Source organism: Catenibacterium faecis (assembly GCF_014306455.1).
In the GTDB taxonomy this organism is placed as follows: domain Bacteria; phylum Bacillota_I; class Bacilli_A; order Erysipelotrichales; family Coprobacillaceae; genus Catenibacterium; species Catenibacterium mitsuoka_A.
On sequence record NZ_JACRWG010000004.1, the window covers coordinates 57,540 to 69,103 of the forward strand.

The 11,564-nt window shown below is 36.0% G+C and carries 14 protein-coding genes; 3 read left to right on the forward strand and 11 right to left on the reverse strand.

Translation table 11 applies throughout. The annotated features are described in order from the left end of the window. Positions 1 to 6: 6 nt before the first annotated feature. The 11 genes from fabG to H8909_RS02635 are packed head-to-tail and all read right to left on the reverse strand — an operon-like array spanning position 7 to position 8,980. A complete protein-coding gene (fabG, locus tag H8909_RS02585; protein ID WP_187011710.1) occupies positions 7 to 759 on the reverse strand; it encodes a 3-oxoacyl-[acyl-carrier-protein] reductase in 753 nt (250 codons plus the stop codon). Next, positions 746 to 1,669 (reverse strand): ACP S-malonyltransferase, encoded by a 924-nt coding sequence (fabD, locus tag H8909_RS02590; RefSeq protein WP_187011711.1) that lies wholly within the window; start codon positions 1,667 to 1,669, stop codon positions 746 to 748. Before fabD ends, fabG begins: the two co-directional genes overlap by 14 nt. Further along, the gene (locus tag H8909_RS02595; RefSeq protein WP_187011712.1) at positions 1,666 to 2,703 is read right to left on the reverse strand and encodes an NAD(P)H-dependent flavin oxidoreductase; all 1,038 of its coding nucleotides are present in this window, start codon (positions 2,701 to 2,703) and stop codon (positions 1,666 to 1,668) included. Before H8909_RS02595 ends, fabD begins: the two co-directional genes overlap by 4 nt. Further along, the gene (locus H8909_RS02600) at positions 2,700 to 3,635 is read right to left on the reverse strand and encodes a nitronate monooxygenase (protein WP_117458885.1); all 936 of its coding nucleotides are present in this window, start codon (positions 3,633 to 3,635) and stop codon (positions 2,700 to 2,702) included. The genes H8909_RS02595 and H8909_RS02600 overlap by 4 nt, the downstream gene beginning before the upstream one ends. A 10-nt stretch (positions 3,636 to 3,645) precedes the next feature. After that, positions 3,646 to 4,566, reverse strand: a complete 921-nt coding sequence (locus H8909_RS02605; RefSeq protein WP_187011713.1) for a beta-ketoacyl-ACP synthase III — start codon at positions 4,564 to 4,566, stop codon at positions 3,646 to 3,648. Continuing rightward, positions 4,559 to 5,497: an acetyl-CoA carboxylase carboxyltransferase subunit alpha gene (locus tag H8909_RS02610; RefSeq protein WP_022424947.1), complete on the reverse strand. Its 939-nt coding sequence runs from the start codon at positions 5,495 to 5,497 to the stop codon at positions 4,559 to 4,561. The genes H8909_RS02605 and H8909_RS02610 overlap by 8 nt, the downstream gene beginning before the upstream one ends. Positions 5,498 to 5,507: 10 nt before the next feature. Continuing rightward, the gene (accD, locus tag H8909_RS02615; RefSeq protein WP_187011714.1) at positions 5,508 to 6,368 is read right to left on the reverse strand and encodes an acetyl-CoA carboxylase, carboxyltransferase subunit beta; all 861 of its coding nucleotides are present in this window, start codon (positions 6,366 to 6,368) and stop codon (positions 5,508 to 5,510) included. Then, positions 6,361 to 7,722, reverse strand: a complete 1,362-nt coding sequence (locus tag H8909_RS02620; protein ID WP_187011715.1) for an acetyl-CoA carboxylase biotin carboxylase subunit — start codon at positions 7,720 to 7,722, stop codon at positions 6,361 to 6,363. Before H8909_RS02620 ends, accD begins: the two co-directional genes overlap by 8 nt. Position 7,723: 1 nt before the next feature. Next, positions 7,724 to 8,152 carry an acetyl-CoA carboxylase biotin carboxyl carrier protein gene (gene accB / locus H8909_RS02625; protein WP_117458890.1) on the reverse strand — a complete coding sequence of 143 codons (429 nt, stop codon included), beginning with the start codon at positions 8,150 to 8,152 and terminating at the stop codon, positions 7,724 to 7,726. A gap of 44 nt (positions 8,153 to 8,196) precedes the next feature. Further along, a complete protein-coding gene (acpP, locus tag H8909_RS02630; RefSeq protein WP_006504254.1) occupies positions 8,197 to 8,427 on the reverse strand; it encodes an acyl carrier protein in 231 nt (76 codons plus the stop codon). Positions 8,428 to 8,440: 13 nt separating this feature from the next. Further along, positions 8,441 to 8,980, reverse strand: a complete 540-nt coding sequence (locus H8909_RS02635) for a biotin transporter BioY (protein WP_187011716.1) — start codon at positions 8,978 to 8,980, stop codon at positions 8,441 to 8,443. Between the two features lie 235 nt (positions 8,981 to 9,215). Between H8909_RS02635 and H8909_RS02640 the strand changes: the two genes are divergently transcribed. The 3 genes from H8909_RS02640 (at position 9,216) to H8909_RS02650 (ending at position 11,425) form a co-directional block, all read left to right on the forward strand. Then, positions 9,216 to 9,494 carry a glutaredoxin family protein gene (locus H8909_RS02640; protein WP_006504252.1) on the forward strand — a complete coding sequence of 93 codons (279 nt, stop codon included), beginning with the start codon at positions 9,216 to 9,218 and terminating at the stop codon, positions 9,492 to 9,494. Then, positions 9,494 to 10,030 carry a histidine phosphatase family protein gene (locus H8909_RS02645; RefSeq protein ID WP_187011717.1) on the forward strand — a complete coding sequence of 179 codons (537 nt, stop codon included), beginning with the start codon at positions 9,494 to 9,496 and terminating at the stop codon, positions 10,028 to 10,030. The genes H8909_RS02640 and H8909_RS02645 overlap by 1 nt, the downstream gene beginning before the upstream one ends. A gap of 81 nt (positions 10,031 to 10,111) precedes the next feature. Then, positions 10,112 to 11,425, forward strand: coding sequence for a glycoside hydrolase family 32 protein (locus H8909_RS02650; protein ID WP_187011718.1), 1,314 nt, complete (start codon positions 10,112 to 10,114; stop codon positions 11,423 to 11,425). Positions 11,426 to 11,564: the final 139 nt, after the last annotated feature.

Here is an 11,564-nt window from a genome sequence, read left to right on the forward strand (position 1 = left end):
TCCTCCTTACATAGCCATTCCACCATCTACATGAATGGTCTGTCCTGTAATATACTTTGCATCATCACTTGCTAGGAATGCGATTGTCTTTGCAACATCCTCTACATGTCCAAGTGTTCCTAAAGGAATAGATGCCTTTAAACCTTCTTTTACTTCATCACTTAATACTTCTGTCATATCAGTTTCAATAAATCCAGGAGCTACTGCATTCACAGTCACACCTCTAGGACCTAATTCTCTTGCAAGAGACATTGTCATACCAATGACACCTGCTTTACTTGCTGCATAGTTAACCTGTCCGGCATTACCAATCACACCTACGACAGAAGATAAAGAAATAATATGACCAGACTTCTGTTTCATCATTAAACGGCTTGCCTGCTTCATACATAAATAAGTTCCCTTAAGATTTGTATTAATAACGGCATCAAAGTCTTCAGTTTTCATTCTTAAAATTAACTGATCTCTTGTAATACCTGCATTATTCACAAGAATATCAAGATGTCCAAAGTACTTCTTGATACTCTTGAAGATGTTTTCTACATCCTCTTCATGAGAAATATCACCTTCAACACATAATACATCTCTACCAAGATCTTTAAGTTCTTTTACTAATTCTTCAGCTAATACTTTATTCTTTTCACTTGCACGATAATTTAATGCAATATCTGCACCCTGCATGGCAAGTTCCATCACTGTCGCACGTCCAATACCTTTTAACCCCCCAGTGACAAGGGCAACCTTATTACTTAGTTTCATTTAATGCCTCCACACACTTCTGCAAAGAAGCCATATCTTCTACCTGATATGTCTTGATTTTTCTATCAATCTTACGGACAAAACCACTTAATACCTTACCAGGTCCAATCTCTATAATTGTATCCACACCATTATTAAGCATAGTACGAATACTATCTTCAAAATATACAGGACTCATGACCTGTTTCTCTAACATCTCCTGTACACTGCAATCTTCTAATTCCTTACCAGTACAATTGAAAATCACTGGGACATTCATTTCATGGAATGTAACATCTTTAAATACTTCATGAAGTCTTGTACTTGCATCCTTTAATAATTTTGTATGGAAAGGACCACTTGTATTTAAAGGTACAGCTCTTCTTGCACAATGATCCAATGCCTTCTGACCAGCTTCTTCTACTGCTTTCTTTTCTCCTGCAATAACTAACTGTCCAGGACAGTTATAGTTCGCAATAGAAACATATCCATCACAGCCAACACATATATCAAGTAATGGTTCACGTTCAAGTCCAAGAATAGCCATCATGGCACTCTCAACACCTTCAGCTGCTTTTTCCATTGCGAGACCTCTTTCTCTTACAACCTGGATTGCTGTTTCAGGATCAAATACACCTGCTGCACTTAAAGCACTGTATTCACCTAAAGATAAACCACATACATAATCAGGTGTAATACCATTCTTCTTTAAAAGAAGAGTCGCCATATTCGCAACTGCTACCATCGCAGGCTGAGTAAAACGTGTAGTACTAATAGTCTTTTCATCACTATTAAACATGATATCCTTTAAATCAAAATCTAACTTTACATTATCTAATAAGTTCTTACAGTCTTCATCATTTTCATAAAAAGACTGTCCCATACCTACATATTGTGTTCCTTGTCCTGCATAGATAAAACCGAGTTTCATACAATACCCTCCATTAATTCATCAATCAGATCACTTACATGTACAAGTTTGTCGATGCGATATCCGTTTGTGCCAGTAAATACAAGACCATTCTCACAATCACCATTTACCGCATTAATTAAAGCTTGAGTAATACAATAAGGAATAGACTTCATATCACAGCTCGCAATACATCTAAAACATCTCTTGATAGGATGTGTCTTTTCCATAAAAGGTGTCATAAAAGCACGTCCTGGCATACCAACAGGAGACTGTACAATCTTGATATCTTCCTTCTTACCATTAATAAAATAATTCTTATACTCCATTGAAGCATCACATTCATAAGTACCAATAAAACGTGTACCCATCTGAACACCATCCGCACCAGCTTCTAACATCTCTTTAATATCTTCATTAGTATAGATGCCACCAGCTACAAAGACTGGAATAGAATGATTAAATAGCTCTTCAAAGCCTTTCACAACTTCTTTAACATCCTTCAAGATATCCTTTAAAGAAGCACATGTATTCTCTAATAATTCTTCTTTCTTAAATCCAAGATGACCACCTGCTTTATATCCTTCAATCACAATAAAGTCAGCTGTACGATCATATTGACGTTTCCACTTGTTTAATATCAAACGTGCTGCCTTACCAGAAGATACAATAGGCGCAATCGCTGTCTTTTCATCCACATATTCAGGAAGTTTTAAAGGAAGACCAGCCCCAGAAATAATCGCATCTACACCACTTTTAACAGCTTGTCTGACATGCTGTTCATAATCACTTAAGGCTACCATGACATTGACTGCTACCATGCCGTTATTATTTGAAATCTCTTTAGCACGTTTGATTTCTTCATCAATCGCTTCTAGATTCGCTTTCTTTGTATCTTTAAGAAAAGAAGGCTTTTTAAAACCAATCTGAGCTGTAGAAATAACACCCATTGCGCCTTTCTTAGCTACATTTCCAGCTAAAGAACTTAAGGAAACACCAACACCCATTCCTCCCTGAATTAAAGGGAGAGATAAAGAATGTGATCCTATTTTCATAGATGAACCTCCATCACACGCTTCTTTTCTTCTTCATATTCTTTAAATAAACCTTCAATGATGTCTTTAAGACTTCTTTCTTCATGCACCATACCAGCTACCTGACCACTCATTAAAGAACCGGTTTCTACATCACCTTCAAATACAGCGCGTTTTAAAGAACCTAATGTATACTTCTCTAGTTCCATCATTTCGGCTCCTTCTTTTTCTTTCTTAATATAAGTACGTGCCATCTTGTTCTTTAAGATACGTACAGGAGTTCCAGCAATACGTCCAGTTACTGTTGTATCAGTATCTTTTGCCTTAATAATCGCATTCTTATAGTTCTGGTGAATAGGACATTCTGTACTTGCAAGAAGAATAGTACCAACCTGTACACCATCAGCACCAAGTGCAACTGCTGCAAGAAGTTGTTTACCACTCGCAATCCCACCTGCAACAATCACAGGAATATTCACTGCAGCCTTGACCTGTGGTGCTAAAGCCATAGTAGTCAATTCTCCCACATGACCACCAGATTCAGTTCCTTCCGCAATAACGGCATCCACACCTGCTTTTTCCATACGTCTCGCAAGGGCAACACTAGGGACTACAGGCATCACAATAATACCTGCTTCCTTCCATTTCTTAATATAAATACCTGGATTACCAGCACCTGTTGTAACAACAGGTACTTTTTCTTCTACCACAATATCAGCCATTTCTCCTGCTTGAGGATGTAATAACATCAAATTAACACCAAAAGGTTTATCAGTAAGTTTCTTTGCTTCACGGATATTTTCTCTTAACATTTCAGGAGACATACCACCACCTGCAATAAGTCCTAAACCACCTGCATTAGATACAGCTGCCGCAAAAGCACCTGTCGCAATATTAGCCATACCACCCTGAATAAGAGGGTATTTAATCTTTAATGTTTCATTTAACCACATAGTCTTCTCCTTACCACTCTATCAGATTGGCACCATAAGTTAGTCCTGCACCAAAACCAACACAGAGTATCTTCATACCTCTTTTTAATAACTTCTTTTCATTCATCTCTCCAAGTACAAGAGGAATACTTGCAGCAGATGTATTACCATATTCATCGACATTCAGATAAAACTTATCCGATGTTATTTTCATTTTCTTATAGACATGACGAATAATTCTTTCATTTGCCTGATGCACCACAAAGTAATCAATATCATCTTTAGTAAGTGATGCCTTCTCTAATACTTTCTCTATACACATAGGAAGAACTCTTGTCGCAAACTTAAATACTTCTTTACCTTCCATATGTAAATAATCACTCTTTAAACCATAAAGCACTTCTTCATTGCCTTCTGATCCTTGATAATCACAAAATAACTTATTTTCTTTCTCTATGACAACAGCACCAGCGCCATCACCAAACAAGATGCATGTTGTACGATCTTTCCAATCAATGAGATTTGAAAGCTGTTCAGCACCAATAATTAAGGCATAACGCTTATCACTTGTATAAAGTAATGAACGTGCCACTGATAATGCATAGACAAACCCACTACATGCCCCGTTTAAATCGAACGCAAATACATTATTATTTAAACCTAAACGTTCCTGTAAGAGACAGGCAATAGAAGGGGTATTATAGGGAGAAGACATTGTTGCCACAATAATGATTCCAATATCTTCTTTATTGATGTTGTTTAATGCCTTTAAAGATGCCTTATAAGCCATATCTATAAGTGTTTCATCTTTGCATATATGACGTTTCTTGATACCAGTGCGGGGATAAATCCATTCATCGCTAGTATCAACTATCTTTGATAGATCATCATTAGTCAGTACATTTTCAGGTACATAATATCCTGTATCGATGATAGAAATACCCTTATCCATTCTTCCATTCTCCAATCTTACGATATCTGTTATATCTCTTGCGTATTAAAGTATTTACATCCATTGGGACTAGAATATCTAACTGTTCTCTAATCACCTTACGTATATTTCTATATACAGCGACAGGATTTGTAGTCATACCACCTAGAGGTTCCTTGATGATTTCATCAATAATCCCATAATGATATAAATCTTCAGCTGTCATCTTCATGACTTCACATGCTTCCTCAATACGTTCTCCTTTCACATCTTTCCAAAGAATAGATGCAAAACCTTCAGGAGATAAAACAGAATAAACCGCATTCTCTAACATAGCTAAGTGATCACCGATACTTAGGGCTAAAGCACCACCACTTCCCCCTTCACCAGTAATAATCACAATAATAGGAACCTTTAAATCACTCATCATCATCAGACTCTGACCAATCGCTTCACCAATACCATTCTCTTCAGAACTAATACCAGGATAAGCACCCGGAGTATCAATAAAAGTAATAATAGGACGATGGAACTTCTCTGCCTGTTTCATTAAACGCATCCCTTTGCGATACCCTTCAGGACTTGCCATACCAAACTGACACTTTAAATTTTCATCAATACTTCTTCCTTTTTGATGTCCAATAATTGTGACGGGCATGTTATTAAACATCCCAATACCACCGACAATTGCCTGATCATCCTTGAAATAACGATCACCACGCATTTCTACAAACTCATCAAACACATGATCAATAAACTCATGTATATGAGAACGTTCAGGCTTTCTCGCAAGATAAACACGATCATATGCACAAAGATGTGAATATGTCTCTTTCTTATAATCATTGATTGTTTCTTCAATCTTACTGGAATCTATTTCTCTATCATTCTTAATGACTGCAAGCTTCTTTTCTAGCTCCGCAATCTTTTCTTCCTTTTCCTTTAAAGACATATAAACCTCCTTATGCATGCATACGTAATAATAAAGCCAATGTGTCACGCATCTTCTCACGTTCCACAATCATATCTACAAAGCCATGATCTTCTAAGAATTCAGCACGCTGGAATCCATCAGGTAGCTTTGTCTTCATAGTACTTTCAATAACTCTAGGTCCTGCAAAACCAACTAAAGCTTCTGGTTCTGCAATATTAATATCACCAAGCATTGCGAATGATGCAGTGACACCTCCTGTTGTAGGGTGTGTTAAATAAGAAATATAAAGAAGTCCAGCATCTAAATGACGTTTTAATGCAGCACATGTTTTACCCATCTGCATTAAAGAGAAGATGCCTTCCTGCATTCTTGCACCACCACTTGATGTGAAAATAATCAAAGGTAATTTCTTTCTTGTTGCCATTTCAATTGCACGTGTAATCTTTTCACCAGCCACACTACCCATAGAAGCCATCATAAAACGATGATCCATCACAACGACAATTGTACGCATATGATCAATACGACCACCTGCCACTACAACCCCATCATGTAATCCTGTCTTATATTCATACTTCTCAAGTTTTTCTTCATAACCAGGGAATCCTAATGGATTTCCTGATTTCATAGAAGTGTAGTATTCCTTATATTTACCATGATCAAACAACGCATCTAAACGTGCATAAGCATCAATAAAGAGGTGATGACCACATTGTGGACATACCTGTAAATGATTCTTTAAATCAAGTGTACGAATTGTACTATTACAGTTAGGACATGCCTGATATAACCCATCAGGCACTTCCTGCTTCTTGACTTTGTTGTCTTTATTTAAATAACGACGAAAGTCCTGTAATTGTTGTTTTCTTTTCTTCCAGATACTATCCATTTTCACTCACCATCTCATCTAAATGTGTTTCAATAAAGCTTGTATTAAAATGTCCTTTAATATAATCGGGCTGATGTAGGATATAGAACTGTAATGTCTGGTTAGTCGTAATACCTTCAATCACAAGTTCACTTAAAGCGCGTCTCATACGCTTGATTGCTTCTAGTCGAGTAGGGGCATGGACAATCACTTTTGCGACCATTGAATCATATTGAGTAGGGAGTGTATAACCTGTATATAACATCGTATCCACTCGAACACCTGGTCCTCCAGGTAAATGCATGAAGTTTACTTGACCAGGACATGGTCTAAAGTTATGGAAGGGATCTTCCGCATTAATACGACATTCAATAGAATGACCCTGTAAAGTAATATCTTCCTGTTTAAAGCTTAAAGGTAAACCTGATGCAATACGAATCTGCTGCTTAATGAGATCAATACCAGTGACCATTTCAGTAATAGGATGTTCTACCTGAATACGCGTATTCATCTCAATAAAGTAATAGTTGTTGTGTTCATCTAAAACAAACTCAACAGTTCCAGCATTGGTATAACCAGCACCCTGTGCAGCTTTGACTGCAGATTCACCCATTTTCAAACGTAGAGATGCATCAAGCACCTTGCATGGTGCTTCTTCTATCATTTTCTGATTACGTCTTTGAATAGAACAGTCTCTCTCACCTAAATGAATCACATTGCCATGCTCATCCGCTAAAATCTGGAACTCAATATGCTTAGGATTCAATACAAGTTTCTCTACATACATATCATCATCCCCAAAGCATGCTTTGGCTTCTGCCTTGGCAGTCATAAAGGCATTCTCTAGTTCATCTTCACTAAAGGCTTTACGCATACCACGTCCTCCACCACCAGCACTCGCTTTAATAAGCACAGGATAACCAATCTCATTCACTACTTCTTTTAATTCTTCATATGTATTGACTGAACCATTAGATCCTGGAACGACAGGAACACCTGCTTCAATCATCATTTCTCTTGCCTTAGACTTATTACCTAATGCATCAATAACATCACCCTTAGGACCAATAAACTTAAGTCCACAAGTTTCTACAAGTCTTGCAAAATCACTATTTTCAGATAAAAAACCAAAACCTGGATGAATCGCCTGACATCCTGTCTCAACAGCTGCAGTAATAATCGCTTCCTTATTTAAATAACTATCAGCACTCTTAGGACCACCGACACATACTGCTTCATCCGCTAACTGTACATGTAATGTATTCTGATCAGCCGTAGAATAAATGGCTACCGTTAAAATATCCATCTCTTTACATGCACGAATAATACGAACAGCGATTTCTCCACGATTCGCAATTAAAATCTTCTTAAACATACTATTCCTCTATGATCATTAAAGTCTGATCAAAGCTGACTAAATCTTCATCCTTCACTAATAGAGAACGGACAGTACCATCTACAGGTGCTTTAATTTCATTCATGACCTTCATGGCTTCAATAATACATAATGTCTGTCCCTTAGTGACTTTTGACCCTTCCTTGACAAAAGGCTGATCATCTGGGGAAGGAGAAGAATAATAAACTCCTACAAGAGGGGCCTTTACTTCTGTACCACTAATAACTGGTTTTTCTTCCTTTACTTCTTGTACAACAACAGGCGCACTTTCACTAGATACAGTGACAGGTGCAGTTACCTGCACCTGTTGACTCTTTTCAAGTTCAAGTTTCACGCCTTCCATTTCAATTTTCATCTTATCGATATCAGCTTGTTCAAAAGCTTCCATCAACTCTCTGACTAAATCCATAGAAAACCTTCTTTCTTTGAAATTCAAACTATTTATTTAAAAAATTAAGCATTTGCTTCTAAGTAATCAACAATGTCCTTTACAGTAGCCATCTTGTTGGCTTCTTCATCAGGAATTTGTACATCGAATTCATCTTCTACAGCCATAATTAATTCAACGGCATCTAATGAATCTGCATCAAGATCATCCTTTAAAGATGCTTCTAATGTTACCTGTTCTTCATCACAGCTAAGTGAATCTACAATAATATCTTTTACCTTATCAAATGTTGTCATGTTTATATCCTCCTTATGACAATACTGTCTTTTTTAATACAATCTTTTCTAATTTAAATGCGATCATGCAGCTGACTGCAATCTTTAGTGCATCACCAAGTAAGAATGGTAATACACAAGTCATTAATGTACTTAGAAGTGATGCTTTCATTGTATACATGAAGTAAATACTTCCAAGTCCATAAGTAATAGCCGTTCCAATAATCATGGCAAGAATATGTCCTTTAACTGAACGGTCATGAGTAATAATAGTACTCATCACTAATGCCATAATAGGAAAACTGAATAAGAAGCCTCCTGTTGGACCTATAAGAGCACCCATACCACTATTGAAATTACTAAATACTGGAAGACCAATAGCTCCCATAATCAAATAACAAAGCACTGTATAGAATGCGTGATTTGGTGTCAATAGACACGCAATGAGATAGATGGCCAGGGTTTGCAATGTGATAGGAACAGCTGTAGGCAATGCCACAGAAATCTGTGATAAACAGATGAGAACTCCCAACATCAATGCATCTCTGACTAGATTTGAAACATTAGATTTCATATCATTCTCCTTTTCACTACTTGGAATATCAAACTATTCCTTGACTTGCATTATAGACCTTTGATTTTAAAAATCAAATAAATTAGCAATAAATATGACAAAAGCGCCATAATTGTACAACAAATATACTAGTTTGAAATTAAAACTAATAGAACAAGCACTTACATTTAAATCAAATATGTTGATAAATGGCATAAAAAAGAGAATAATAGAGATAAGAAAGTGAGGGATATATATGAAAAAGATCACAATGTTTTATTTAGAAGAATGTCCATTTTGTCAGAAGGCAAAAAAAGCGATGGATGAACTTATGACAGAAAATAAAGCATATCAGTCATTGGATATAGAAAAAATTGAAGAAAGTGAAAATGTCGCTTTAGCTGAAAATTATGATTATTATGCAGTTCCTTCTTTATTTATTGGAAAAGAGAAGTGCTTTGAATGTACAATCCAGGATGATTTTGATTCAATCAAGGCAAACTTCAAACGTGTATTTGATGAGGCTTTAAAATAATGGGGCATTTCTATTTTACACGCCATGGTCAGACTATCTGGAATGTAGAAAATAAGATCTGTGGGGCAACGGACATTGCCTTAACAAATCTAGGACATAAGCAGGCTATAGAATTTGGACATTATATTAAGGAACATCATATCCATATAGATCAAATTCTTTATTCACCATTAAGCCGTGCAAAGGATACTGCCTTACATATATCTGAAGTAACAGGTATACCAGCAAGAGAAGAATTAAGACTTAAGGAACAGAATTTTGGGAAATATGAATCTACGCCTAGAGATGGAGAAGAATTCAAGCAGGCAAAGACATGTTTTGTGAACTCTTTTGAAGGAGGAGAAACAATGTTGCATCTTGCTCATCGTATCTATAGTTTATTAGATGATGTGAAGAAGGATGATGAACATGTTTATCTTTTAGTTGCCCATAATGGTATTTCGCGTATTATTGAATCTTATTTCCATGATATGACCAATGATGAATTTTCTGCCTTTGGTATAAAAAACTGCGAATTAAAGAAGTATGAGTATTAAGAAGTACAACAAGTACTTCTTTTTATTGTTGAATATGTGACCGATTTCATTATAATAAGATAGAGATGGAGGAATAATAGAATGAGACCAAAAATACACTTTACAGCACCTAGAAACTGGATCAATGATCCTAATGGGCTAACTTATTTTAATGGAGAATATCATATCTTCTACCAGCATTTCCCATATGATACATCATGGGGCACAATGCATTGGGGACATGCAGTCACTAAAGATTTTCAGACATTTAAGCATCTCCCAATCGCTTTATATCCTTCTAAGGATTATGACAGAAACGGAATCTTCTCAGGGTCAGCACTTAACTACAATGGTAAGATGTATTTATATTACACTGCCATTAAGTATGGTATTGAAAACCCTGAATATATCCATAAGCCACTTATTAAGGATGACTTAATTGCATCACAGGCATTACTTATTAGTGATGATGGATATCACTTCAATAATAAAGACGCAAAATATAAGGTTGTTGATGTGATTACTGATCCTTCTTTAGGACATGATCAGCATACAAGAGATCCTAAAGTCTGGTTAGGTAAGAATGGACATGTTTATATGATCCTAGGAAGTAAGGTTCCAAATGGGGATGATTTTGATGGAGAAGTATTATTCTACGAAAGTGAAGACGGAATGACATTTACTTATAAGAATAGATTCGTCGATTCTTCAATTGGAAACATGTGGGAATGTCCAGATCTATTTGAATTAGATGGACAGTACTTCTTAGTCTTCTCACCTGAAAACTTAGATGGTTATCCACGTCCTAATAGTAATGCGGCTATTATGCCAGTCAACTTTGATAAAGAAACATGTACAATGTCTAAGGCGGGAGACCTTATGTTTATTGACTATGGCTTTGATTTCTATGCTCCTCAGACATTCTTAGATGAAAACAATAAACGTACTATTTTAGGATGGATGAGAATGAAGGAAGTCTTAGAAGGTGAAGAATGGATTGGTTTATTCACAATGCCACGTCATCTTTCTTGTAAAGACGGGCATGTTTATCAGGATGTACATCCATTAATTAAGAATACATTTGTGCATACAACAGATACTATTGATTTTGATGAACCTTTCTTAATGAAAACAACACTAGAAGACAATGAAACAATTACTTTAGGTGGTGTTAAGATTTCTTATGTTGATGATCAGTTAGTCGTAGATCGTACAGCTGTATCTGTGAATAATGATGAACTATACAATATTCATAAAACACCTGTATTAAATGGTCAGTGTGATTTAGAAATCTATTACGATGAAGGTGTTATCGAAATCTTTGTGAATAATGGTTATTATGTAGTGAGTCAGATTATCTATCATCTACAGGAAGAAGATACACATATCTCAGACTGCACAATCTATACAAGATAAATCATTTGCATATTTAATAAAAATTATATATGTCTTTTTGACTATCTTTTTATATCTTCTTAAATGTCCGCAAAGCCTTATTTTATAGGCTCTACGGGCATTTTTCTTTTGTGGTAAACCTCACATATCTAGGTCTATC